Origin of the sequence: Mesorhizobium ciceri biovar biserrulae (genome assembly GCF_001618845.1) — a bacterium.
Lineage (GTDB): Bacteria > Pseudomonadota > Alphaproteobacteria > Rhizobiales > Rhizobiaceae > Mesorhizobium > Mesorhizobium ciceri.
The window spans coordinates 1,305,227-1,330,910 of the sequence record NZ_CP015064.1; the positions used below are offsets into that span (position 1 = coordinate 1,305,227).

A 25,684-nucleotide genomic window follows, 5' to 3' on the forward strand; every position below is an offset into this window, starting at 1 on the left:
GCGGAATGAACGACCTCGGGGTCATCGATCGCTTCATGGAGACTTTCATCCGCTATATCGACAGCGGGTTCGGTCTGCTGTCGGGCGATGTCGCCTTCCTCACCACGACGCTGATCGGCATCGACATAACGTTAGCCGGGCTCGCTTGGGCATTCGCCGGCGAGCCCAACATTCTGGGCCGCCTCGTCCGCAAGGTGCTCTATGTCGGCGTTTTCGCTTTCATCCTGAACAATTTCAAGAACCTCGCCGACATTATATACCGCTCTTTTGCCGGGCTGGGCATCAACGCTTCTGCCGACAATCTTTCCCCCGACAATCTCCTGCGGCCCGGACGTATTGCCGCCACAGGCTTTGAGGGCGCCTGGCCGCTGCTCGATCAGGCGAGCCAGCTTCTTGGCTTTCCTGAAATCTTCGGCAACGCGCTCACCATTTTCGTGCTGCTCGTGGCCTGGTTCCTGGTCATCATCGCCTTCTTCATTCTTTCCATCCAGCTCTTCATCACCATTCTGGAGTTCAAGCTCACCACTCTCGCCGGATTCGTTCTGGTGCCCTTCGCACTCTGGAACCGGTCGGCGTTCCTGGCCGAGCGTGTGCTCGGCAACGTGATCTCGTCGGGCATCAAGGTGATGGTGCTTGGCGTCGTCGTCGGCATCGGATCCACACTGTTCGGCGAGTTCGCTTCCGCGCTGCAAGGCAAGGAGCCGGATTTGGCCGCAGCCATGTCGCAGGTGTTGGGCGCGTTGGCGCTTCTTGGGCTAGGGATCTTCGGGCCTGGAATAGCATCCGGTCTCGTCTCCGGCGCCCCGCAGCTTGGTGCGGGCGCCGCCCTGGGTACGGCCGCGGCCGCGGCCGGTGCATCACTCGTTGCCGGAGGTGCCGCGGTCGCTGGCGCGCGCGTGGCAGCTGATGGCGGACTTGCCGCAATTCGAGCCGGCACGACCATCGGTTCGGCAGCTTCCTCAGCATGGCAGTTGGGGCGTGCAACCTCGCCTGAATCCGGCCTGTCCGGTGTGGCTGCTGGGATGCAGGGCGTGGCAGGTGCCGCCAGTGGCGCCGCGATGCGAGCGGCACGATCTGCCGCGGGAACCTTCGGACGCAGCGCCGATGCCGGGCGCCAAGCCGCATGGACCGCGACCGGCGGGTCGTCTTTCGCGTCGATGACTGAAAGTGCTGCGGGTTCGACCGCCGATGCGGCCCCTGGCTGGGCCAGGCGCCTGCGTTCCCAGCAGTCTGCGCGAGCCCACCGCCACGCCGCCATACAGGCCGTGCGTGATGGTGACAGACCGGGCGGTAGCGCCAATCCCTCTCTCAACGACAAGGACGACTAGATGCTCTTCAAGCGACCCGTTCAACGCTACGGCAAGACACCCGAGCCCATTACACCGTACCAGAGGGCGGGCCACCTGTGGGATGAGCGCATCGGCTCATCGCGGGTGCAGGCCCGCAATTGGCGGCTGATGGCTCTTGGCTGCCTGGCGTTGGCAACCGGGCTCTCGGGCGGGCTCATTTGGCAGTCGATGCAGAGCCGGGTTGTGCCATACGTCGTCGAGGTCGACCGCTTTGGCGAGGCGCGCGCCGTAGCCCCGGCAATCCAGGACTACGAGCCAACGGATGCCCAGATCGCATGGCATCTTGGCCGCTTCATCCAGAATATCCGTTCCGTTTCCACCGATCCGGTGTTGGTGCGGCAGAACTGGTTGGCGGCCTATGACTTTGCCACCGACCGCGCCGCGCACTTTCTCAACGAATATGCCAAGGCGAACGACCCTTTCGGTCAGATCGGCACGCGCAGCGTGTCCGTCCAGGTGACCAGCGTGGTGCGGGCTTCCGACAGCTCGTTCCAGGTCAAATGGACCGAGCAGGTATTTGAGCGCGGCAGCCTTGCCAGCACGACCCGCTGGACGGCGATCCTCACGGTCATGATCCGGCCGCCAAGCAATGCGGACCAACTGCGCAAGAATCCGCTCGGCGTCTTCATCAACGCCATCGATTGGTCGCGCGAGCTCGACAGCGCCGCGCCGTCATTCGTTTCCCCCAAGGAGCCCGCCAATGACAAATAGAGCCCCATCGCTCCGTGCCGCGCTGATCCTGTCGGCCTCAGCCGCGGTACTGTCGGCCTGCGCATCCAAGCCGGTGCCACCGCCCGAGATTTCCTATGACGCTGCCGACTTCAAAGCAGCGTCGATCGAGAAGCCGCCGGAGCAACCGGTCAAGATCGTCGAGGTGCCAAAGCCGCTACCGCTTCCCGGCCAGTTGCAGCCTGACCCGGTCAAGGTCGCCGAAGACAAGCGCTCACCTGAAGAACGCGTTGCCGATGCCAACAAGGCCGCAACCCGGCAGCCAACCAGGTATGGCTATGTCAACGCGGTCCAGATCTATCCCTTCACCGACGGTGCGCTTTATCAGCTCTTTGCCGCGCCGGAGCGCGTCACCGATATCGCTCTGCAGCCGGGCGAGAAGCTGACAGCCGTGTCCGCCGGGGACACGGTCCGGTGGGTCATAGGCGATACCGTCAGTGGCACCGGTGACAGTCAGCGCACCCATGTTTTGGTGAAGCCGTTTGCGCCCGAGCTTACCACAAATCTGGTGATCACCACGGATCGACGCACCTATCACTTGCAGCTCCAAAGCACGGAGAAGACCGCAATGGCGGCCATCTCTTGGACTTACAGCGAAGACCAGATCCTAGCGCTGCGCCGGCGAAACGTTCAGGCCGAGGCTGCTACGCCGGTCGCGTCGAATGTTGCGCTCGAAAATATCCGATTCCGCTATTCAATAGCCGGCGACACACCGCCCTGGAGACCGACACGGGCCTTTGACGACGGCAGCAAGGTCTATATCGAATTCCCGCGCCGCATCGATCAGGGCGAGGCGCCGCCGCTCTTCATCGTCGGTGCTGACGGCGGCAATCAGCTGGTCAACTACCGCATGCGCGGCAACTACTACATCGTCGATCGCCTGTTCGCCGCGGCCGAACTGCGCCTCGGCGCCAAGCCGCAGCAGGTCGTGCGCATCACAAGGATTGACGGTCGGCAATTGCCGCGTCGGATGCCACTCTTTGCCGGTTTTGGCAGGTGAGGGGACAAGGCTCATGACTACGTCCCACTCCAATGCGCCGCCGAAACTTGATCCCGACCAGCTCCAGCTGCGCGCCTCACCCCGCGCGGCTGTGCGCTTCAGGCGAGGTGTAATTGTCGCGATCGCTGCCGCCGGATGCGGTGCCATTTTGGGCGTCATGATGATTGCGCTTCAGGGACCGGCATTGCGATTCAAAGGGCATGCGGAAGACCTCTACCATCCTGACCACAAGCCCACCGCCGAGGGACTCGACGGGCTGCCCAGGGATTATTCCGGCGTCAAGTCTAAGGCCCCGGTGCTTGGACCGCCGCTACCGGGTGATCTCGGCCGCCCCATCCTCGAGCGGCAGCGCCAACTCGGCATCGCGCCGGGACAGGAGGTCTCCGCCGAGGATCAACGCCTTGCCCAGCAGGCGATCGAAGCGCGCGAGTCGCAAGTGTTGTTCCGAATCGACAATCGACCGAGACCGACAGATCTCGCCGGCGGCGGGGAGAGTGTACAGCAGCGGCCTGAAGCGGTTCCGCAACCGGGAGCGACAGGCGCGTCGGCTTCCGTCGCTCCAGCCGAGGGCGATCAGAACAACCAACAGCGCAAGCTGGATTTTGTCAGTCAGCGGAGCACAAGCGGGATCTACAATCCGCATGCGCTGCAGACGTCTGCTTCGCCCTACCAGCTGATGGCTGGCAGCGTGATCGCGGCTAGCCTGATCACCGGCATCAATTCCGACCTACCCGGCCTTGTCGTCGCGCAGGTCACAGAGAATGTCCAAGACACAGTCACGGGCAGCATCTTGCTCATTCCACAAGGTTCACGGCTGATCGGCGCCTATGACAGCGTGGTGGCGTTTGGGCAAAGGCGCGCATTGCTGGTCTGGCAGCGAATAGTCCTGCCGGACGGTTCCTCGATCGAAATCGACAATCTGCCGGCAACAGACAGCGCCGGATATGCAGGGCTTGAGGACAAGGTGGATTTCCACACCTGGCAGCTGATCAGGGGGGTCGCGCTTGCGACCTTGCTTGGCGTGGGCACCGAATTGAGCCTCGGAGACAATGAAAGCGATCTGGTCAAGGCGATCCGCGAATCCGCCCAGCAGAATGTTAGTCGAGCCGGCCAGCGCATAATTGAGAAGAATCTCAATGTTCAGCCCACCATCACTATCCGGCCAGGCTGGCCGCTGCGCGTCATCGTGCACAAGGACCTTTTGCTGCGGCCGTACAAAGTTGAACGGGAGTGATTATGGCCAATTTGAAACTTGGTAAGCTTCCAGATCGAACGCCTTTGAAGATCACCATCACCGTGAGCGCGGAGTTGAGCCAAGAACTCAATGCGTATGCTGCGCTCTATCGTCAGACCTACGGCGAGTCTGAAACGGTGGCGGAACTCATCCCTTTCATGCTGGCGGGATTTCTGGAAGGCGACCGAGCGTTTGCCAAGGCCAGAAAAGAAGGTATGGCGACGGCCAGCGTCCCGGGCAAGTCGCGGTCTCAGCCAGCTTCAGATTCCAAATGACCGCAGCAGAGAGTTGGTCAAGTGCAATGGTGGCGCACCGCCCGCTCGGCGGGTCCATCCATATGAGGCCGAGCCGTCGCCAAGCGATGGTCCATCGCCATCATGCGGCAGCCGATCTCGACCGGGAAGACAACCACTAAGGCGGCAGCGTCGTGTGGAGGCAGCGTGGATGCAGCGCGTCAGCTTAGGTTTTTCCGATGCGATTCGTATGCGTGCGTGCTTGTCATTGATTCTTCAACGAGAGGGGTGCGCTGACAACATCGTGGCATGGCGAAAGGTCACCGATGATGGACCCTGCCCGGTCTGCGACGCGCTCTGGCTCAAACTGCCACCGAGTGCCTAGCCTTTCCGCTTTCGAGATATTTGTCGAACTTCGCAGCGACGCTCCTGACAAAGGGACGACTTTCCACCGGCACGACGAAACGGTCGCCATCGAGTTCAAGCAATCGGACGGGGTTGTCGAGGGCCACGGTACTCGACCGGAGAAGGAGCTTCTGGCCGGCTTTGCCGAAGCGTTCCACCAAATCGACTGCCGAGAAGCCGAAATCGCACATCAGCCGCTCGATGATCCAGCCGCGAGCGCGGTCGTCGTTGGAAAAAAGAATTCCGCGGACCGAAGCCAACCCACCCTGATCCACCATGCGGCTATATTCGGCGGTTGTAGGCATGTTCTGGACGTAGCCTTGCTTGAATTGGCTGATGGACGAGGGGCCGAGGCCGATTAAAGTTTCGCAGCGATCCTCGGTATAGCCCTGAAAGTTGCGACGCAGGGTCCCGGCGCGCGCCGCCAGGGCCAGCGCATCGTTCGGTTTGGCGAAATGGTCGAGCCCGATTGCTTCGTATCCTTGGTCGAGGATGACGCGTGCTGCCAGTTGCGATTGGGCAAGCCGCTCCTCCGGGCCTGGCAACCAGGCCTCGTCGATCATGGTCTGATGTTTCTTGAACCATGGCACATGGGCGTAGCCAAAAAGGGCGATCCGGTCGGGCGCGAGCGTCAGCGCCTGCATGACTGTGGACAGGACTCCCTCCCTGGTCTGGTGCGGCAAGCCGTAGAGCAGGTCCAGGTTGACCGATTCGACGCCGCGGGACCGAACGCCGTCGACAACTGTTTTGGTCTGCAAGAAGGTCTGCTCGCGATTGATGGCCTTTTGCACCTTCGGATCGAAATCCTGCACGCCGAGGCTCGCCCTCGTCATGCCGATTTCGGCAAGCGCGTCGAGGCGGGCTTCGTTCATATCGTTGGGTTCGATTTCGACGCTGATCTTGGCGCCGGGAAGAAATGTGAAGCTGTTGCGCAGGACGGTTGCCAAGGCCACCATATCTTCGGGTTTGAGCATCGTCGGCGAACCGCCGCCGAAATGGATAGTACGCACGCGGCCCATGCCTGCGACAAGACTGGCGACGGTGGCGATCTCAGCATGCAATGACCGCAGATAGGTAGTAACCGGTTCGTAGTGGCGTGTCTGCTTTGTGTGGCACGCACAGAACCAGCAAAGTTTGTCGCAATATGGGATGTGCACGTAGAGCGATATCTCATCGTCCCCGCCGAGCGCCTCCAGCCAGCCACGATAAGCCCCAGCATCGACGCCCTCATGGAAATGCGGTGCCGTCGGATAGCTGGTGTAGCGAGGGACGTTTTCGACAATCCAGGCAGCTACTTTCGACTGCATGTCGTGGTCACCATGTTTGCATCGCTGGAACTGTTGACTGATTGGCCGGCCAACGCCCTGATTTCGATCAAGTGCAGCTCGGACAAACTGCCGCAAGGATTTTTCTACCCTGGATTGCTATCCTGTCGGTGCTTGGGAGAGGGTAGAGCGAGCGCATGACATTACGGCAAGACATTCACAGTTCCGGCATTCCCGTTCTTTGCCGCTCTTGCGAGGGAAGGCGTCGTGGTATTTGCGGTGCGCTCGATCCAGAGCGTTTGGTTTGGCTCGCCAAGACTTCGTCGCGGCACAAGATCGAGCCAGGAGTCGAACTGATCGGCGACTGCGAGGCTGTCGGCAGCTATTCGAATGTGCTTTCAGGCGTGGTGAAGCTGACGAAGAGCCTTTCGGACGGGCGCCAGCAGGTCGTAGCTCTCCAGTTTGCACCGGATTTTCTGGGGCGACCCTTCAAGGTGGAGAGTGAGATCAGTGCGGAAGCGGCAACTGTTGTCACGCTGTGTTCGTTCCCCAAGCCAGCCCTCGAACGGATGATGAAGGATTCACCGGAACTCGAGCGCCGCCTGCTCAAGCAGACGCTGGACGAACTTGACGCAGCACGCGAATGGATGGTGACGCTCGGACGCAAGACGGCATCGGAAAAGGTGGCGAGTTTTCTTCTCATGATCGCCCTGAATATCGATACCAATGTTAATCCGACTGCCAGCTCGGCGTCCTTCGATCTGCCGCTGACTCGTGCCGACATCTCTGATTTCCTTGGACTGACGAATGAGACCGTGAGCCGGCAGCTGACTCGATTGCGAGCTGAAGGCGTGATCCGGATCGAGAACAAACGCCATGTGATGGTGGAGAGCGTCGGCCGGCTGGAGCAGCGTTGCGGCGGCCGAAGGCCGCGGCAGTTTGAATAACCCCAAGCGGCGGGGTCTGCGCCGCCAACTCCGAAGCCGCGGCAGGACATGCTGCGTTCGAACGGTCGCTGCAGCCTTCGAGCCTCCGGTAGCATGGACACGAGAGCATCCGCGACCCTTATCGGATAAGCTAGCCACCCGCCATGAGTGTTTCGCTCGCCGATGAAGCATTGATCGTTGAGGTCCTCGTACCCGCAATGGTAGTGACGATGTCGCCATTTACGTCGTGCCCGAGCCGTTCCAAGCGACGCTAGCAGCAGTACTTCCAAGTCGCGGAGGGCACGACTCGACATATCGCCCGCCTCGACGTTCGCTCGACTTCAATCCACTTGTCGTGAGCGGGGCAGGCCCGTCGCGCGCTTCCGTATGCCACCTTCTGATTTGCGCGAACTCGATTCTACCGAACAAACCTGGCGCCTGACATGGATCAGGGCGAGCAGAGGGCAGCTGCGCAATTGATGCACAGCGGATTGGGCGTCCGCGCGATTCGGGATCAGGATTTGCTATGAAATTCGGGACAGCGATCGTCGTGGTGGGCTTGTTTGCTTTTGCAGCCCTGGTGGCTGCCGGCTTCGGCATTGACGGACCTTTCCGCCAGCACATGTGGGTGCTGTTTTTTGCCCTTACTGCCTTCACCGGGATCTTGTTGCGCAACACGGAGTTCAAGCCGGCAACTCCGATCGACCGATCCGCTTATATGGATGATCCGATCCGCTACGGCGCCATCGCCACCATGTTCTGGGGCGTCATTGGCATGCTGATCGGCGTGGTCATCGCGCTGCAGCTGGCCTATCCCGATCTCAACATTCAGCCTTGGTTCAATTTCGGACGCCTGCGGCCGCTGCATACGTCCGGCGTCGTCTTCGCCTTCGGCGGCAACGCGCTGCTATGCACGTCGTTGTACGTCGTTCAACGCACCTGTCGCGCCCGCCTGTTCGGCGGTGATCTCGCCTGGTTCGTCTTCTGGGGCTATCAGCTTTTCATCTTCATGGCCGCGACCGGCTATCTGCTCGGCATCACGGAAAGCCGCGAATACGCCGAACCCGAATGGTATGTCGACATCTGGCTGACCATCGTCTGGCTCGCCTATCTCATCCTGTTCCTTGGCACGATCCTGAAGCGCAAGGAACCGCACATCTACGTCGCCAACTGGTTCTATCTGTCCTTCATCGTGACCATCGCGATGCTGCACGTGATTAACAACCTGTCGATGCCGGCCTCTTTCCTCGGTTCCAAGAGTTACTCCGCCTTTTCCGGGGTCCAGGACGCCCTGACGCAATGGTGGTACGGCCACAACGCCGTGGGCTTCTTCCTCACCGCGGGCTTCCTCGGCATGATGTACTATTTTGTGCCGAAGCAGGCGAACCGCCCGGTCTATTCCTACCGACTGTCGATCATCCACTTCTGGGCACTGATCTTCCTTTACATCTGGGCCGGGCCGCATCACCTGCATTTCACCGCTCTGCCCGACTGGGCGCAGACGCTCGGCATGGTGTTCTCGATCATGCTGTGGATGCCGTCATGGGGCGGCATGATCAACGGCTTGATGACGCTATCCGGCGCCTGGGACAAGCTGCGCACCGATCCGATCATCCGCATGATGGTGATGGCCGTCGCCTTCTACGGCATGTCGACCTTCGAAGGCCCGGTGATGGCTATCAAGGCGGTTAACTCGCTGTCGCATTATACCGACTGGACCATCGGTCACGTGCACTCCGGCGCGCTCGGCTGGGTTGGCATGATTTCTTTCGGCGCGATCTACTACATGGTTCCGAAGCTCTGGAACCGCGACAGGCTCTATTCGCTGCGGCTGGTCACCTGGCACTTCTGGCTGGCGACGCTCGGCATCGTCGTCTACGCCGCGGTCATGTGGGTGTCCGGCATCATGCAGGGTCTGATGTGGCGCGAATACGACGAGCAGGGCTTCCTGGTCTACTCCTTCGCCGAAACCGTCGCCGCCATGCACCCCTACTATGTCATGCGCGCCATTGGCGGGGCGATGTACCTCTCCGGCGCCCTGATCATGGCCTGGAACGTCGCCATGACAATCCTCGGCCACCAGCGTGAGGAGAGGCCCATGTCGGGTGCCGCGCCTGTCCTGCAGCCTGCCAGGGAGCCAAACCGATGGGCTTGATGGACAAACATGCCATTATCGAGAAGAACGCCACGCTTCTTCTCGTAGGCTCTCTTCTTGTGGTGACCGTCGGCGGCATCGTCGAGATCGCACCCCTCTTCTACCTCGACAACACGATCGAGAAAGTCGAAGGCATGCGGCCCTACTCGCCGCTCGAACTTGCCGGACGCAACATCTATGTGCGCGAGGGCTGCTATGTCTGCCACAGCCAGATGATCAGGCCGTTCCGCGACGAAGTCGAGCGCTACGGCCACTACAGCCTGGCCGTCGAGTCGATGTACGATCACCCCTTCCAATGGGGATCGAAGCGGACGGGGCCAGATCTGGCCCGGGTCGGTGACCGCTACTCCAATGCATGGCATGTCGCGCATCTTTCGGATCCGCGTTCCGTGGTGCCGGAATCGGTCATGCCGAGCTATGCCTTCCTGAAGGACGCACCGATCGAGGTGAAGGACTTCTCGACACATCTGGTTGCGAATGCGCGCGTCGGTGTCCCCTATTCGGATGACATGATTGCCAACGCCAATGCCGATCTGAAAGCGCAGGCTGACCCGAATGCCGACACCTCCGGCCTCGAGAAGCGCTATCCGAAAGCAAAGGTGGGCGACTTCGATGGCAATCCGCAACAAGTCACCGAAATGGACGCCCTCGTCGCCTATCTGCAGATGCTCGGCACGTTGGTCGATTTCAAGAACTACGACGAAGCCGCCGGCTACCGCTGAGGAGTGTTTTCCATGGATTACAATTTGATGCGGGAGTTTGCGGATAGCTGGGGTCTGCTTGCCATGGCGCTTTTCTTTGCGGGGGCAAGTGTCTTCGCGCTCCGCCCCGGAAGCCGCGCTCTGGCCGACGAAGCTGCCCGAATTCCGCTTCAGGACGAGTGATCATGAGCGAGGAGCATATCGATGAAACCTCTGGGGTCCCAACCACCGGCCACGAATGGGATGGCATCCGGGAGTTGAACAACCCGCTTCCGCGTTGGTGGATCACCATCTTCTACGTCACCATCGTCTGGGCGATCGGCTACACGATCGCCTATCCGGCATGGCCGCTGCTGCACTCGGCGACGACGGGTGTTCTCGGCTATTCGAGCCGCAATGACGTCAAGCACGAGCTGGCGGATGCGGAAGCAGCGAAGGGCAAATACCTCGCGGCGGTGGAGTCGAAAAGTGTCTGGGAAATCGTCTCGGATGATGCCCTGCGCGAATTCGCCATTGCCGCCGGTAGCGCCGCCTTCAAGATCAATTGCGTCCAATGTCATGGCTCCGGCGCCCAAGGTTCCAAGGGCATTCCCAATCTCAACGACGACGACTGGCTATGGGGCGGCAAGGCCGAGCAGATCCAGCAGACAATTACGCACGGGATCCGCTTCGCGTCCGATCCGGACACGCGCCTGTCGGAAATGCCTGCCTTTGGCGACATCATAGCCGCTGACCAGATCGCTCAGGTCAGCGCCTACGTCGCCAGCCTTTCCGGCGAGGTCCAGGACGCAAGTCTGATCGAGCCCGGCGCCAAGGTCTTTGCTGAAAATTGCGTGGGCTGTCATGGCGACAATGCAAAGGGCAACAAGGAACTCGGCGCCCCCGACCTGACCGATGCGATCTGGCTCTATGGGTCCGGCGAGGCAGCCATCGCCGCGCAGGTCCGTGCACCGAAACAGGGAGTCATGCCGGCCTGGGTCGGCCGTCTCGGCGAGATCAAAGTCAAGGAACTTGCGGTCTATGTCCATTCGCTTGGCGGCGGAGAATAGGAAGGAAAGCCCTATTCTCGGCCTCCCCCTGCCAAGCGACGAGGCCCGGCGCGAGCCGGGCCTCGACACCATTTCGGCTGCGCCGCATCATCAATGCGGCACGCTTCGGACATTGGCTGGGAGTGGAGACGCATGTGTGCAGTAGGACGCGAATAGAACGGCTCGAAGCCTCGGCCATGAATTCCCCCAATCCGCGCCAGCCGCATTATGCCAGACGCGAGAAAATCTTCCCCAAGCGCGCCTCAGGCAGCTTTCGCCGCTTCAAATGGCTGGTGATGGCGATCACCCTTGGCATCTACTACCTGACACCGTGGTTGCGATGGGATCGAGGTCCATTTGCCCCAGACCAAGCCGTGCTCCTCGACCTCGCCAACCGGCGCTTCCACTTCTTCTTCATCGAGATCTGGCCGCAGGAATTCTACTATGTGGCCGGCCTTCTGGTCATGGCCGGCGTCGGTCTTTTCCTGATTACCTCGACTGTCGGGCGTGCCTGGTGCGGCTATACATGTCCGCAGACGGTATGGGTCGATCTGTTTCTGGTCGTCGAACGTGCGATCGAGGGGGACCGCAACGCCCGCATGAAACTTGATGCCGGTCCCTGGACCGCCCGCAAGCTGATGCTGCGCGTATCGAAGCACGCCGTCTGGCTGGTCATTGGGGTGGCGACCGGCGGCGCCTGGATCTTCTATTTTGCCGATGCGCCGACGCTGGTTGGCGAACTCTTCACCGGCACCGCCGCACCCGTCGCCTACATCACCGTCGCCGTCCTGACGGCTACCACCTACACGTTCGGCGGTCTGATGCGCGAACAGGTCTGCACCTATATGTGCCCGTGGCCCCGCATCCAGGCGGCGATGCTCGACGAAAACTCTCTCACCGTCACCTACAACGACTGGCGCGGCGAACCGCGTTCGCGTCATGCCAAGAAGGTGCAAGCCGCGGGACAGTCGGTCGGCGACTGCGTCGACTGCAATGCCTGTGTCGCGGTCTGCCCGATGGGGATCGACATTCGCGACGGCCAGCAGCTCGAATGCATCACCTGCGCGCTTTGCATCGACGCCTGCGACGGCGTCATGGGCAAGCTCGGCAGGGAACGCGGACTGATTTCCTACGCGACGCTCTCCGATTACAACGCCAACATGATGCTGGCGACCGCGGGCGGCTCCAGTTCAGTCAACCCGTCGCTGGTCAGGACCGCTGATGGCCTGTTCTCCGACAAGGTGGCGCATTTCCATGTCAGCAAGATCTTCCGGCCACGCACCTACGTCTACATGGGTCTGTGGTCGCTGATCGGCCTGGGTCTGCTCTATTCGCTGCTGACGCGCGACAGGCTCGAAGTCAATGTGCTGCACGACCGCAATCCGCAATTCGTACCGTTGTCCGACGGCTCGATCCGCAACGGCTACACCGTCAAACTGCTCAACATGATCCCCGAGCCGCGGATCATTGTTGTCACCATGCAGGGCTTGCAAGGAGGCGAAATGAGCGTGGTTGGGGATGACATCAAGGCGGGCCGCTCCTTTGCCATCCCGGTCGAGCCCGATCGCCTGAAAATGCTGAAGGTCTTCGTGCGCCAGCCGGCCGACCAAATCCGTGGCGCAGCGCAAACCTTCACGTTCCGTGTCGAGGACAAGTCGAGCTTCGAGGCGGACGAATACACCGCCACCTTCAACGCGCCGGAGATCGCCAGATGACCGCTAACGCTGAAAAAACCCGCGAATTCACCGGCAGGCACATGCTGTTCACCATCCTTGCCTTCTTCGGCGTGGTCATCGCGGTCAATCTGACGATGGCCACGCTCGCCAACACCAGTTGGACCGGCCTTGTCGTCGAGAACACCTATGTGGCGAGCCAGCAATTCAACAAGAAGGCCGAGGAGGGGCGCGCGCAGGCAGCCCTTGGCTGGATCGGCAAGCTGACCATTGCATGGGGCGAAGTTCGCTATGGCCTCACCGACGCCGCCGGCAAGCCGGTTCCCTTGCATGGCGTCAAGGTGCTGTTTCGCCGCCCCGCCTACGAGAAAGAGGACAAGTCGGTCATCCTCGCGCCCGCCTCGGACCAGGAATTCGCAGCCCAGCACATGCCGAAGGACGGCGTCTGGATTGTGGAAGTCGACGCCGACGCCGGTCTGGAAAAGCCGTATCGCGACGTCCGCAGGATCATGATTTCCAATGGAGCGCTGCAATGAGTTGTTGTGCACCGGGCGCCGAAATGGCGCTTGATCTGGTCAACACCGGATCGGTCCTGCCGTCCAGCCAGGAGATAAGGCTGGCGAGCCGATCGCTCGGCGATGATCTCCGCCAGACCGATCTTTCAGTCCCCACGGTTCATTGCGCGGCCTGCATCGAGGCGATCGAGACGGCATTGGGAATGCTCGATCAAGTGGAGAGCACTCGGGTCAACCTGTCGACGAAGCGGGTCGCGGTCCGCTGGCGTGGAAACCAGGTGCCACCGTTCGTCGCCGCGCTGGGACGGCTAGGCTACGAGGCGCATCTGTTCGACCCCGAGGTCGACAACAAGGACAAAACGCTTTCGGAGCTGATCCGCGCCGTTGCTGTCGCCGGCTTTGCGGCGGGCAACATCATGCTGCTTTCAGTGTCGGTCTGGTCTGGCGCCGAAGGCGCAACGCGGGACCTGTTTCATTGGCTCTCGGCGCTGATCGCGATCCCGGCACTTGCCTTCGCGGGCGGCATCTTCTTCCGCTCGGCCTGGAACGCGCTGCGTCACGGCCGCATGAACATGGACGTGCCGATCGCGGTCGGGGTGTCCCTCGCCTACGCCATGAGCCTCTACGAGACGATCAACCATGGCGACCACGCCTATTTCGATGCGTCGGTGTCGCTGCTGTTCTTCCTGTTGATCGGCCGCACGTTGGATCACGTGATGCGCGAACGTGCCCGGACCGCCGTGAAAGGCCTGTCCCAGTTGGCCGTACGTGGCGCCATGGTGCTGCGCGGCGACGGCGCACGCGACTATCTGCCGGTTGGCGAGATCGAACCCGGCATGCTGCTGTTGATCGCAGCCGGTGAAAGGATACCCGTTGACGGCAAGGTCTCTCGAGGGACGTCGGACCTGGACTGTTCGCTTGTCTCGGGCGAGAGCACGCCCCGAAGCGTAGCGCCAGGCGAAGCCGTACAGGCTGGAGTCCTCAACCTGACCGGCCCGCTGACGATTGAGGCGACAGCCGCCGCGAAAGATTCGTTTCTGGCGGAAATGGTTCGGCTCATGGAAGCCGCTGAGGGCGGTCGCGCGCATTATCGCCGGATCGCCGATCGCGTTTCAGCGCTCTATGCTCCGGTGGTTCATCTCACCGCCTTCGTGACTTTCCTTGGCTGGATGGCGGCGACGGGCGACTGGCACCGGGCGACAACCATCGCCATTGCCGTTCTGATCATCACCTGCCCGTGCGCGCTCGGCCTCGCCGTGCCGATCGTGCAGGTGGTCGCGGCGCGGCGCCTGTTCGAGAACGGCATCATGGTCAAGGACGGTTCGGCCATGGAGCGCCTGGCGACGATTGATACAGCAGTGTTCGACAAGACCGGGACCCTCACGCTCGGCCAGCCCCGGCTGGTCAATGCGGGCTCGATGGATCCGGGCATGCTGGCAGTCGCGGGAGACATGGCCGCGCATTCCCGCCATCCGTTTTCAAGGGCCATAGCCGGCTTTGCCGCTCCTGGCGCGCGGCACAAATTCGATACCGTGACCGAGCATCCAGGGTTTGGCATCGAAGCCACCGACGCCGGAAGCACTTGGCGGCTAGGTCGACGCGGATGGGCTGGATGGAAGGCCCGGACCGGTGGTGAAGGCAAACATGGCTATGGCGGAACGGTGCTGACAAAAGACGGGCTCATTGTCGCGACCTTCAATTTCGAGGATGCGCTGCGCGCCGACGCCGGCGCGGCGATCAAGCGATTGAGCGACGCCGGGGTGTCGGTGCAGATGCTGTCGGGCGATACTGGGGGCGCATGCGCCGAAGTTGCAGAAATGCTGGGTGTCGACAACTTCGCTCCGTGCCTGCTGCCGTCAGGCAAGGTCGAAGGCATCGAGACCTTGGCCAAAGACGGACACAAGGTTCTGATGGTTGGTGACGGCCTCAACGACACGCCTGCACTGAGCGCGGCGCATGTCTCGATCGCACCGGCCACCGCCGCCGACATTGGCCGCAATGCGGCCGACTTCGTATTCCTACGCGAAAGTCTTCTAGCAGTGCCGCTCGCGCTGGACGTCTCGCGCAAGGCGGGGCACCTGATCCGCCAGAACATAGCCATTGCGATCGTCTACAACGCCGTCGCCGTGCCGATCGCCATCCTGGGCCACGCCACGCCTCTTATCGCGGCGATCGCGATGTCCGCTTCATCGCTGCTCGTGATCGGGAACGCGTTGCGTCTGCAAGGCTTTGCGCCGAACCGGATGACGAGAGTTTCTTCGACAGCCGCTGGTTCCGGCATTCATGCATCGGCGCAGCCGTCGTGACGACGCTTGTCTATCTCATTCCGGTGGCTTTGCTTCTCGGCGCGCTGGGGCTGTCTGGCGTTGTGTGGGCCTTGAGCAGTGGTCAATATCAGGATCTCGACGGCGCCGCCGAGCGGATCCTCATCGACCATGATGACGATCTGGAACGCTGAATGAAGCCGCTGTCCATGTTCTGGAACAAGGTGCGGATGCTCAGCAGCTTGCAATTCCCAGGCCCGACTTGACGTTGATTGTGAAAAAGCCTCTCTCAGACAGTGATTGCGTTGCCCAGTCCACGTGCGGAGTTGGCAGCGTACGGGTTGCGAGTGCGAGATCGCGATCACCAGTGGAGCGGGAGCCCGCGCTACCTTCCAACGCGTCTGGCTGATCCAGATCAGGACTATCTCCTCATTACCGTGGTTTATCGGCCCTGCAAGGGAGAACGAATGCTCAGTGGAGTTTGGTCGCCAGTGTCACCGTCTCGACGGTTTTGGCTTTTCACCGTAGTGGTCGGCTCTGCTGCTTCGACGAGCCGCGGCCGAAGACCTATGCGCGCTTTCGATCAAAACGGCCGCGAAGAATGAGCAGAGCCAGATTAGGCGATGTGGGAGCGCGGGCGGCGGCCAGATCATTCCGCGGGTCTGGACTGACGCGCGCCGACCCTGTGCGCAGCGTAATTGTGGCGCTTCGCCCACCAATAGCCGGCACTGTGAGAAACTCGCTTGATGGCTGGCCTTACGCTTGGTTGCGAGGAGACTATGACTGGTGCAATGATGCGCGTCCGCAGTTGAACCGATGGTATGCTTCGGGTTTTACTGCCCTGCGCCTTAGGGCGATGCAGCCGCCCGTTGGCGGCGCACAGCACCGGTCCGAGCGTAACCTGCATCTGCCCTGCACAATCTACCCATGGCGGTACGGTGATGTGCAGCGCTAACCATAGCTTCGATATTGTTGTCGTGGGAGCCGGGCCGGTCGGCCTTTCATTCGCCGCTTCGCTCGCCCAAAGCCAACTCAAGGTGGCAGTTGTTGAACAGAACTCCATCGACCGTCTCGCGAATGCGCCTTTCGATGGCCGCGAAATCGCTCTGACTTCCGCCTCCATCAGAATCCTTCGCCAGCTCGGCGCTTGGGATACGATCCCAGCTTCGGAGAAATCGCCGCTTTATGGCGCGCGCGTGCTCAACGGTTCGAGCGCTTTCGCACTGCGTTTTGACGCTCCCATAGCGTCTGGAGAACCCCTCGGAATCTTGGTCCCGAACTGCCGCATTCGCGATGCGTTGTTCAAAGTTGTTCGGCTGCGCGATGAGCCACTTCTGCTGTGCGGCCACCCGGTTGTCCGTGCAACGACCAGCCACAAAGGAGCAGTGATAACGCTTTCTGACGGCATGCAGTTGAGCGCCAGGCTTGTTGTTGCCGCGGATTCGCGCCTGTCGCCCACGCGTGATCTGCTCGGCATCGGCGCCGACATTAATCGGCTTGGCCACTCGATGCTGATCTGCCGGGTGCGACATGCGGGCGCCCATCACCAGGTGGCAACCGAATGGTTCGATCATCATCAAACGATAGCGATGTTGCCTGTCGGGGAGGGGATGTCCTCGTTGCTGCTCACTCTGCCCTCAAGCGAGGCCGACAGACTGCTTGCCTTCAACGACGATTTGTTCCTCTTGGAATTGACGAACCGGTGTCGAGGCCGTCTCGGGAAGATGGAATTGGCAAGCAACCGCCACACCTATCCGCTGGTTACCACGTGGGCGCACAAATTTAAGGCTCCGAGCGCGGCACTCATCGGGGACGCTGCTATCGGAATGCATCCAGTGACTGCGCATGGCTTCAACATCGGTCTCAGCAGCCAAAAGCAACTTGCCGATGCAATCTTAACTGCAAGTCGCCACGGCCGTGATATTGCCGATCCCGCCATGCTGCACAGATACGAAAGGGGGCTGCGCCTGTCCGCGGCGCCTCTCTACCATGCTACGAATATACTCGTCGGCCTCTACTCGAGCGAGCAACCGGTGGCACGGCTTGCACGCCATGCGGGGCTTCGGTTCGCCCAACATGTTCCCCTCGTCCGGCATGTCATCTCGGCCATGCTCAAACGATGAAAGCACCAGATTGGAAATCCTTCTTCTGAGTGAGAAACCTTCCGAGTTTACTCCTTGGCTACAATACGCGTTTGCGCACGTCCGGAATCATCGTCTTGCTGCTGCGCTGTCATGAGTCCGCGACTGCACCTCATTATTGGACCGACGACGGCCGGCAAAACCGTCGCGTCCCTCGAACTCGCTCAGCGTACGGGCGCGCCGGTGCTCGTTCTAGACCGAATTCAATGCTATCCCGAACTCGCTGTCGGAAGCGGCCGACCCTCAAACGCCGAACTGCGGTTCACCCGTAGAATCTACCTTGCTCAAAGGCCAGTTATTGCTGGAGAGATCTATGCCGCAGAGGCGAACTCCCTGTTGCACGATCATGTAGCGCAATTTGATCAGCACGTGCCGTTGCTTATCTTGGAAGGCGGCTCGGTTTCACTCCTGCGGGCAATGGTCGCCGATCAGAAATGGAAAGCGCACCGCTGGACCTACGAACGCCTTCACTTGAAGACACGCGCGGACTACATTGCCAAAGCGAGGTCGCGCGTCCGTGAAATGTTAGCTCCCGTAAATGGTTGCCGCTCGATGCTTAACGAGATTGCTCATTGTGGCCTGACCCGCGCTCGCATGTGTTCCTGCGAGGCCTCGCGGGCTACCGTACAGTCGTAGCGTATGCCGAAACCCTAGGAATCGCACTGGGCGACCTCCCGCGTGCGATCCAGCCAACTCAGATCGTCTACCTTTCTCAGGCAATCGCGCTTGAGTATCTGGCGCATGCTCGCTGGCAGGAACGTGAATTTCCCTGCATTCCTGCGGCGTGGAAGAGCGGCAGGTGAAGAGTGTCGGCCTGGGCCGCAGTTGAAACGAATTCAGAAATATAAAACCACGTCAATGAGCTCGCCGGCGACGCCCATTAATTGCTGCTGCGGCAGAGGCCGCGCTAGCGAATCTCCATCGATACTTTGCCAGTCATACGATCCTTCAGCAGATCATCTGCAGGACATCCGAAATGGGACCCGCGAGGCAGGCGTTGTCATCGAGCAGGCCTCGTTCGCCAGATGACTACATCGAGAGGTGGCCCATGGTTCAAAAAGGTCAGGCGGCCTGCCATCATTCCAGGACAGACAACTCATGAAGTCGCCAGTCTGGTGTGTGACGACCGCTTTCCGACCTGTTCTGTCGCCTTTTGTCGGGTCCGCGACGCCGGCCTATTTCGGCGAGCTGTCTGGCCTCAGGCTAACTCGCTGAAAACAATCACAATATTTTTTCCTCTGCTGGGTCGCCAAATTGGCACGAGTTTTGAAACTCCTTCGTTGCAAGCCGGAGCCGCCGACCGACGGTCTTTTTGTGGACGACGTCGCGATCAACTGAACGAAGAAAGAAAAGTAAAATGTCAAACCCGCATCAGACAGCATTCTATGGGAAGGGAGCCCCGGCGAAGCCGCCGCTACCACAGGCTGCCCCCCTTTTCGACCCTTGCGCACGAAATGTTGATGGCCGGCTACGACGCAAAGGCCGGCCTACTACACTCACCTTGTTCTGAATTCGAAGGCGCAGGATAAGTCTGCGCTGCGGGACGTCTACATGCCGTCTTACGTCATTGGCTGCCGCAGCGCCTTTCGCCCTTCCATAGGTTAGAGACTGAAGTGCCACGATGTCCCAACAACCACTGCCGACGCTGCCGATGTGGCGCGTCGATCACATCGAGCCCTCGCCCGAGATGTTGGCGCTACGCGCCAACGGTCCGATCCACCGCGTGCGCTTCCCGTCAGGGCACGAAGGCTGGTGGGTGACAGGCTACGACGAGGCCAAGGCAGCGCTGTCCGACGCGGCGTTCCGCCCCGCGGGAATGCCGCCGGCGGCATTCACCCCGGATTCAGTAATTCTCGGTTCGCCGGGATGGCTGGTCTCGCACGAGGGGGGCGAGCACGACCGGTTACGCACGATCGTGGCGCCGGCCTTAAGCAACCGCAGGGTGAAGCTGCTCGCGCAGCAGGTCGAGGCGATCGCCGCGCAGTTGTTCGAGACGCTGGCCGCCCAGCCCCAGCCTGCCGATCTGAGGCGCTATCTCTCCTTTCCGCTTCCGGCCATGGTCATCAGCGCGCTGATTGGCGTGCCCTATGAGGATCACGCCTTTTTCGCCGGACTGTCCGACGAGGTGATGACGCACCAGCATGAAAGCGGTCCGCGCAGCGCGTCTCGCCTGGCCTGGGAAGAACTGCGCGCCTACATTCGCGGCAAGATGAGAGACAAGCGCCAGGATCCGGGCGACAATCTGCTGACGGATCTGCTCGCGGCGGTCGACCAGGGCAAGGCGTCCGAGGAAGAGGCGATCGGCCTGGCGGCGGGCATGCTGGTGGCGGGGCATGAGAGCACCGTTGCGCAGATCGAATTCGGCCTGCTGGCCATGCTCCGCCATCCGCAACAGCGCGAACGCCTGGTCGGCGATCCATCCTTGGTGGACAAGGCGGTGGAGGAAATCCTGCGCATGTACCCGCCGGGCGCGGGCTGGGACGGCGTCATGCGCTATCCGAGGACCGACGTGACTATCGCGGGCGTGCATATTCCCGCGGAGAGCAAGGTGCTCGTCGGCCTGCCGGCGACGTCGTTCGATCCGCGCCATTTCGATGACCCGGAAATCTTCGATATCGGACGCGACGAAAACCCCCACCTGGCGTTCTCCCACGGGTCGCACTACTGCATTGGCATGGCGCTGGCCAGGCTGGAACTCAAGGTGGTGGTCGGTTCGATCTTTCAGCGCTTTCCCGCGCTGCGCCTGGCCGTGGCGCCCGAAGCGCTCAAGTTGCGCAAAGAGATCATCACTGGCGGGTTCGAGGAGTTCCCGGTGCTCTGGTGATGTGCGGACGCCGCCCGGAATCGCGATCTTCTCTGCAATTTGCCGGCGCGCCTAGAACGCGCCGATCAGATCAGCTAGCCAACAGGTAATCAAGATGGACGAAACCACGGCAGCATGCCGGGATGCCTTCGCCGAACTGGCGTCGCTAGCGTGTATCCACGACCCCTATCCGTTCATGCGGTGGTTGCGCGAGCACGATCCGGTGCATCGCGCGGCGTCGGGCCTCTATCTGTTGAGCCGCCACGTCGATATTTACTGGGTGCTCAAGGCCACGGGCGATGCGTTTCGGGGACCAGCGCCGGGCGAACTGGCGCGCTATTTCCCGCGTGCGGCGACCAGCCTGTCGCTCAGTCTGCTGGCGTCCACGCTAGCGATGAAGGAACCACCGACGCATACGCGTCTGCGCCGGCTGATCTCGCGCGATTTCACTATGCGCGAGATCGACAACCTGCGGCCGAGCATCGCGCGCATCGTCGCAGAGCGCCTGGACTGCATGGCGTCCGCGCTTGAGCGGGGGGAGGCGGTGGACCTGCATCGGGAATTCGCGCTGGCCTTGCCCATGCTGGTCTTCGCCGAACTGTTCGGCATGCCCCAGGACGACATGTTCGGGCTCGCCACTGGCATCGGCGCCATTCTGGAAGGCCTGAGCCCGCACGCCAGTGATCCCCAGCTCGCCGCGGCGGACGCGGCCAGCGCCAGGGTGCAGGCCTACTTCGGCGACCTCATACAGCGCAAACGCACCGATCCCCGCCACGACATCGTGTCGATGCTAGTCGGCGCGCACGACGACGATGCCGACACGCTGTCGGATGCGGAGTTGATTAGCATGCTGTGGGGCATGCTGCTGGGCGGCTTCGCCACCACTGCTGCGAGCATCGACCATGGGGTCTTGGCGATGCTGGCGTTTCCCGAACAGCGGCACTGGCTTCAGGGGGACGCCGTGGGAGTGAAGGCATTCGTCGAAGAGGTCCTGCGCTGCGACGCGCCCGCCATGTTCAGCTCCATTCCGCGTATCGCCCAACGCGACATCCAACTGGGCGGCGTGGTAATCCCGAAGAACGCGGACGTGCGCGTGCTGATCGCGGCCGGCAATCGCGACCCGGACGCCTTCGCCGATCCCGACCGCTTCGATCCCGCGCGGTTCTACGGCACCAGTCCTGGCATGTCGAGCGACGGGAAGATCATGCTGAGCTTTGGCCACGGCATCCACTTCTGCCTCGGTGCGCAATTGGCCCGGGTGCAGTTGGCCGAGAGCCTGCCGCGGATCCAGGCGCGCTTTCCCACGCTGGCGTTGGCCGAGCAGCCGACCAGGGAGCCCTCCGCGTTCCTTAGGACGTTCCGCGCGCTGCCGGTGCGGCTGCATGCGCAGGGGGGCTGAGATGCGCGTCTTGGTCGACCAGGATCTGTGCGGAACCACTGGGCAGTGCGCGCTGACGCTGCCGGGCACCTTTCGCCAGCGCGAACCGGACGGAGTGGCCGAATTATGCGTGGCGACGGTCCCGCAGGCGCTGCACGCCGCCGTGCGGATGGCGGCCAGCCAGTGCCCGGTCGCCGCCATTCGGGTCATCGAAAGCGACGCTAGCGATGACGAGCGCGCCGGCGCCGACCCTGCGCCTTCTCCGGCGGAGGCTGAGCAGCACGCCGCGAAAGACCAAGGCAACCCAGGAGGACACGGTGGGACGGTTTGAAGGCAAGGTGGCCGTGGTGACCGGCGCCGGCGCCGGCATCGGCAAGGCATGCGCCCTCGCCATCGCCCGAGAGGGCGGCAGAGTGGTGGTGGCCGACATTGATGCCCCGGCGGCCATCGCCTGCGCCGCGCAGATCGCGGCCGAAGCGGGCCACGGGCTGGCCCTGGCCACGGACATCGCCGATGCGCAGGCGGTGGCAGCGCTGTTCGAGACGGCCGAGCGGCACTTCGGTGGGGTCGACCTGCTGGTGAACAACGCCAGCGCCATGCATCTGACCCCATGCGACTGCGCGATCCTCGACCTGGACCTGGCGGTCTGGGATGAGACTATGGCGACCAATCTGCGCGGCACGCTGCTCTGCTGCCGACAGGCCATCCCACGGATGATCGCCCGCGGCGGTGGCGCGATCGTCAACATGTCGTCGTGCCAGGGGCTCAGCGGTGACACCGCGCAGACGTCCTACGCCGCGTCGAAGGCGGCGATGAACATGTTGTCGGCCTCGCTCGCCACCCAGTACGGTCATGCGCAGATTCGCTGCAACGCTGTTGCGCCGGGTCTCATCATGTCCGAGCGTCTCCTCGCCAAGCTGGACGAGTGCATGCAACGGCATCTGCGCCGGCACCAGCTCCTGCCGCGCGTCGGCCGCCCCGAGGACGTGGCCGCGCTGGTGGCGTTCCTGCTCTCTGGCGATGCTGCGTTCATTACCGGCCAGGTCGTGTGCGTCGACGGCGGCCTGCTGGCGCATGTGCCGACGTTCGCCGACGGTGGCAACAGCCCCGCAGCGCGGCCTGCCGGCGGCATCACCGAAGCGGCCGCGGCGCCGCGCTGCTGATGGACATGCTGCTCAACCCGCTGGACCGTCGGCACCGGCTGCGGCACGACATTCCGGTCATGCCCGGCGCTTTCCCCCTGATCGGGCATCTTCCCGCGATCGTCTGCGACCTGCCGCGCCTGCTGCGGCGCGGGGAACGGACGCTGGGCAGCCACTTCTGGCTGGATTTCGGCCCTGCCGGACACCTGATGACCTGCGTGGATCCGGATGCGTTCGCACTGCTCCGGCACAAGGACGTGTCCTCGGCGCTGATCGAAGAGATCGCGCCCGAATTGCTTGGCGGAACGTTGGTAGCCCAGGACGGCGGCGCGCACCGCCAGGCGCGCGATGCGATCAAGGCGGCGTTCCTGCCCAAGGGGCTGACCCAGGCCGGCATTGGCAACCTGTTCGCGCCCGTCATCCGAGCGCGGGTGCAGGCGTGGCGCGACCGCGGCGACGTAACCATCCTGCGCGAAACCGGCGACCTGATGCTCAAGCTCATCTTCAGCCTCATGGGAATCCCCGCGCAGGATCTGCCGGGATGGCATCGAAAGTACCGGCAACTGCTGCAGTTGATCGTCGCGCCCCCGATCGACCTTCCCGGACTGCCCTTGCGGCGCGGCCGCGCCGCCCGCGACTGGATCGATGCGCAGTTGCGCCAGTTCGTCCGCGACGCGCGCGCGCATGCCGCGCGCACCGGGTTGATCAACGACATGGTGAGCGCCTTCGATCACAGTGACGATGTGCTCTCCGATGACGTACTGGTTGCCAATATCCGCTTGCTGCTACTTGCCGGTCACGACACCACCGCCTCGACGATGGCCTGGATGGTGATCGAGTTGGCTCGGCAGCCTGTGCTGTGGGACGCCCTGGTCGAGGAGGCGCAACGCGTGGGCGCGGTGCCGACCCGGCACGCGGACCTGGCGCAGTGTCCGGTCGCCGAGGCGCTGTTCCGCGAGACGCTGCGCATGCATCCGGCGACCACGCTCCTGCCGCGTCGCGCGCTGCAGGAATTGCAACTCGGCCAACGACGCATTCCGGCGGGCACCCATCTGTGCATCCCGCTGCTGCATTTCTCGACCTCGGCGCTGCTGCACGAGTCGCCTGATCAATTCCAGCTGGCGCGGTGGCTGCAACGCACAGAGCCGATCCGGCCGGTGGACATGCTGCAGTTCGGTACCGGCCCACACGTCTGCATCGGCTACCACTTGGTATGGCTGGAAATGGTGCAGTTCTGCATCGCTTTGGCGCTGACCATGCACGGGGCCGGGGTGAGGCCGCGGCTGCTGAGCGGTGTCGAAAAAGGCCGACGCTATTACCCGACCGCACATCCGTCCATGGCAGTCCGCATCGGATTCTCATGAGCTGGCATCGGCGCCGGAAAGGCGCGCTGCACTCAGTGCGACACCGGCAATACCGCGGCGGTTAGGAGCTCGCAGTGGCCGTGTCAGGTACAAGGACTATGAACAACATGCAGACCGGTTCCACACTACACAACGACCGAACTGGCGTTTCCGCGCCCGGCGAATTGGGCGCTCAGGCGCGCGGCGCATCCGGCAGGCTGCTGCCGGAGATCTGGATGCAGGACGGCGCAAAGCGGGTCGAACAGGCGCTGGCGCGTCTTCTCTGCGCCGAAAATGACGGTGAGACCGATTTGATGGCGGCCATGCGCTATGCCAGCTTGCACGGCGGGAAGCGCACCCGCGCCTTGCTCTGTCTGGCTGCTGGCGCACTGGCCGACACGCCGGCGCACATGCTCGACGACGTCGGCGCAGCCATCGAGATGATGCACGCCTGTAGCCTGGTCCACGACGACCTGCCCTCGATGGATGACGACGTGCTTCGCCGCGGCCTTCCGACCGTGCACGTTAAGTTCGGCGAAGCCACTGCGATCCTGGTTGGCGATGCGCTGCAGGCGCACTCCTTTCTGGCCCTGGCGAGGTTGGATGCGCCGGGCAACAACCGTATAGCGCTCGTGCGCGAACTGGCGCAGGCGGTGTCCGCCGAGGGTGCCGCAGGCGGTCAAGCCATGGATCTGTCGCTGGTCGGAAAGGACGTCGAGCTAGACAGGATCGTGGCGATGCACCGGATGAAGAGCGGAGCGCTAGTGCGCGCGTCCGTACGCATGGGCGCGCTATGCGCCATCGCGGAGGATGCCGCGCACGCTGCGCTGTACTGTGCGCTCGATCGCTACAGCGCCTGTTTCGGCCTGGCGTTGCAGGTGGTCGACGACGTTCTCGACGCGACAGCGGATACCGCGACGCTGGGCAAGACCCCCGGCAAGGACGCCGCAGCGCAGAAGCCGACCTGCGCCTCGATCATGGGGCTACAGGCAGCGCGCCAGTTCGCGCTGGATCTATTGCGCGACGCCGGGGAGGCCATCGCCCCGCTGGGACCGCGTGCGGAACGGTTGGGGCAGATGCTGCAGCGGGCAAAAGCGTATCTCTTCAATCACACGCCCTGCGCATGAGCTCGCCCGTCCGCATGGGCCCTGTGCCGCAGCGATCGGCCGGCGGCAGCGGTGCATGCTGCGCTGTGTCCGAGTCCGCGGCGATGATCAGCGTTGCCCAGCGCGGCCGCGGCGCACGGCGCGCTGCGCGCAAGCCTATTCGGCGGACCGGCGCCGGCATTGGCGCGCGTCCCCGCGCCGGAGCAGGGCTGCCGTCCGGGCTGCACATGCGCCGGGCCGCGACGGCTGCGACGAGGTGCGCGGCGTCTGCCCGATCCTGATTCTCGTCAACTG

Annotated in this window: 22 protein-coding genes and 1 pseudogene; 22 read left to right on the plus strand and 1 reads right to left on the minus strand. The window is 62.5% G+C overall.

Annotated elements, in window-relative coordinates; translation table 11 throughout:
• Positions 1-5: 5 nt before the first annotated feature.
• The 5 genes from trbL to A4R29_RS05805 are packed head-to-tail and all read left to right on the plus strand — an operon-like array spanning position 6 to position 4,587.
• Positions 6-1,328, plus strand: coding sequence for a P-type conjugative transfer protein TrbL (gene trbL / locus A4R29_RS05785; RefSeq protein ID WP_063171448.1), 1,323 nt, complete (start codon positions 6-8; stop codon positions 1,326-1,328).
• Positions 1,329-2,060 carry a conjugal transfer protein TrbF gene (gene trbF, locus A4R29_RS05790; protein ID WP_063171449.1) on the plus strand — a complete coding sequence of 244 codons (732 nt, stop codon included), beginning with the start codon at positions 1,329-1,331 and terminating at the stop codon, positions 2,058-2,060.
• Positions 2,050-3,078 (plus strand): P-type conjugative transfer protein TrbG, encoded by a 1,029-nt coding sequence (gene trbG, locus A4R29_RS05795; RefSeq protein ID WP_063171450.1) that lies wholly within the window; start codon positions 2,050-2,052, stop codon positions 3,076-3,078. Before trbF ends, trbG begins: the two co-directional genes overlap by 11 nt.
• Before the next feature lie 13 nt (positions 3,079-3,091).
• Entirely contained in the window at positions 3,092-4,312 is a 1,221-nt protein-coding gene (locus tag A4R29_RS05800; RefSeq protein ID WP_063171451.1) for a TraB/TrbI/VirB10 family type IV secretion system protein, read from the plus strand.
• A gap of 2 nt (positions 4,313-4,314) precedes the next feature.
• Positions 4,315-4,587, plus strand: coding sequence for a DUF2274 domain-containing protein (locus A4R29_RS05805; protein WP_063171452.1), 273 nt, complete (start codon positions 4,315-4,317; stop codon positions 4,585-4,587).
• 320 nt (positions 4,588-4,907) lie between these two features.
• On the opposite strand, the gene hemN is transcribed toward A4R29_RS05805, so the two are convergent.
• On the minus strand, positions 4,908-6,257 hold the full coding sequence (hemN, locus tag A4R29_RS05810; protein WP_063171453.1) for an oxygen-independent coproporphyrinogen III oxidase: 1,350 nt from the start codon (positions 6,255-6,257) through the stop codon (positions 4,908-4,910).
• A gap of 155 nt (positions 6,258-6,412) precedes the next feature.
• Between hemN and A4R29_RS05815 the strand changes: the two genes are divergently transcribed.
• The 17 genes and pseudogenes from A4R29_RS05815 to A4R29_RS05895 all read left to right on the plus strand — a co-directional run bounded on the left by A4R29_RS05815 (position 6,413) and on the right by A4R29_RS05895 (position 25,411).
• Positions 6,413-7,162 (plus strand): Crp/Fnr family transcriptional regulator, encoded by a 750-nt coding sequence (locus A4R29_RS05815; protein WP_063171454.1) that lies wholly within the window; start codon positions 6,413-6,415, stop codon positions 7,160-7,162.
• A gap of 505 nt (positions 7,163-7,667) precedes the next feature.
• On the plus strand, positions 7,668-9,296 hold the full coding sequence (gene ccoN / locus A4R29_RS05820) for a cytochrome-c oxidase, cbb3-type subunit I (protein WP_063171455.1): 1,629 nt from the start codon (positions 7,668-7,670) through the stop codon (positions 9,294-9,296).
• Positions 9,287-10,018 carry a cytochrome-c oxidase, cbb3-type subunit II gene (ccoO, locus tag A4R29_RS05825; RefSeq protein ID WP_027164060.1) on the plus strand — a complete coding sequence of 244 codons (732 nt, stop codon included), beginning with the start codon at positions 9,287-9,289 and terminating at the stop codon, positions 10,016-10,018. Before ccoN ends, ccoO begins: the two co-directional genes overlap by 10 nt.
• Before the next feature lie 12 nt (positions 10,019-10,030).
• The gene (locus A4R29_RS05830; protein WP_027164059.1) at positions 10,031-10,180 is read left to right on the plus strand and encodes a CcoQ/FixQ family Cbb3-type cytochrome c oxidase assembly chaperone; all 150 of its coding nucleotides are present in this window, start codon (positions 10,031-10,033) and stop codon (positions 10,178-10,180) included.
• Between the two features lie 2 nt (positions 10,181-10,182).
• A complete protein-coding gene (gene ccoP / locus A4R29_RS05835; protein WP_027164058.1) occupies positions 10,183-11,046 on the plus strand; it encodes a cytochrome-c oxidase, cbb3-type subunit III in 864 nt (287 codons plus the stop codon).
• Between the two features lie 176 nt (positions 11,047-11,222).
• Positions 11,223-12,740 (plus strand): cytochrome c oxidase accessory protein CcoG, encoded by a 1,518-nt coding sequence (ccoG, locus tag A4R29_RS05840; protein WP_063171456.1) that lies wholly within the window; start codon positions 11,223-11,225, stop codon positions 12,738-12,740.
• Entirely contained in the window at positions 12,737-13,234 is a 498-nt protein-coding gene (locus A4R29_RS05845; protein ID WP_063171457.1) for a FixH family protein, read from the plus strand. The genes ccoG and A4R29_RS05845 overlap by 4 nt, the downstream gene beginning before the upstream one ends.
• Complete coding sequence (locus A4R29_RS05850) at positions 13,231-15,519, plus strand: cation-translocating P-type ATPase (RefSeq protein WP_063171458.1); 2,289 nt, start codon at positions 13,231-13,233, stop codon at positions 15,517-15,519. Before A4R29_RS05845 ends, A4R29_RS05850 begins: the two co-directional genes overlap by 4 nt.
• Positions 15,516-15,671 carry a cbb3-type cytochrome oxidase assembly protein CcoS gene (gene ccoS / locus A4R29_RS05855; RefSeq protein ID WP_063171459.1) on the plus strand — a complete coding sequence of 52 codons (156 nt, stop codon included), beginning with the start codon at positions 15,516-15,518 and terminating at the stop codon, positions 15,669-15,671. The genes A4R29_RS05850 and ccoS overlap by 4 nt, the downstream gene beginning before the upstream one ends.
• 747 nt (positions 15,672-16,418) lie before the next feature.
• Positions 16,419-17,600 carry a 5-demethoxyubiquinol-8 5-hydroxylase UbiM gene (ubiM, locus tag A4R29_RS05860; RefSeq protein ID WP_063171460.1) on the plus strand — a complete coding sequence of 394 codons (1,182 nt, stop codon included), beginning with the start codon at positions 16,419-16,421 and terminating at the stop codon, positions 17,598-17,600.
• A gap of 111 nt (positions 17,601-17,711) precedes the next feature.
• Positions 17,712-18,421 (plus strand): annotated as a pseudogene (locus A4R29_RS35615) (isopentenyl transferase family protein).
• Positions 18,422-19,239: 818 nt separating this feature from the next.
• On the plus strand, positions 19,240-20,442 hold the full coding sequence (locus tag A4R29_RS05870; protein ID WP_063171462.1) for a cytochrome P450: 1,203 nt from the start codon (positions 19,240-19,242) through the stop codon (positions 20,440-20,442).
• 88 nt (positions 20,443-20,530) lie between these two features.
• Complete coding sequence (locus A4R29_RS05875; protein WP_063171463.1) at positions 20,531-21,820, plus strand: cytochrome P450; 1,290 nt, start codon at positions 20,531-20,533, stop codon at positions 21,818-21,820.
• 1 nt (position 21,821) lies between these two features.
• A complete protein-coding gene (locus tag A4R29_RS05880) occupies positions 21,822-22,130 on the plus strand; it encodes a ferredoxin (RefSeq protein ID WP_063173592.1) in 309 nt (102 codons plus the stop codon).
• Positions 22,117-22,962 (plus strand): SDR family oxidoreductase, encoded by an 846-nt coding sequence (locus A4R29_RS05885; protein ID WP_027164048.1) that lies wholly within the window; start codon positions 22,117-22,119, stop codon positions 22,960-22,962. The genes A4R29_RS05880 and A4R29_RS05885 overlap by 14 nt, the downstream gene beginning before the upstream one ends.
• Positions 22,962-24,305, plus strand: coding sequence for a cytochrome P450 (locus tag A4R29_RS05890; RefSeq protein WP_027164047.1), 1,344 nt, complete (start codon positions 22,962-22,964; stop codon positions 24,303-24,305). The genes A4R29_RS05885 and A4R29_RS05890 overlap by 1 nt, the downstream gene beginning before the upstream one ends.
• A 107-nt stretch (positions 24,306-24,412) precedes the next feature.
• On the plus strand, positions 24,413-25,411 hold the full coding sequence (locus A4R29_RS05895; protein WP_063173593.1) for a polyprenyl synthetase family protein: 999 nt from the start codon (positions 24,413-24,415) through the stop codon (positions 25,409-25,411).
• The last annotated feature ends 273 nt before the right edge of the window (positions 25,412-25,684 follow it).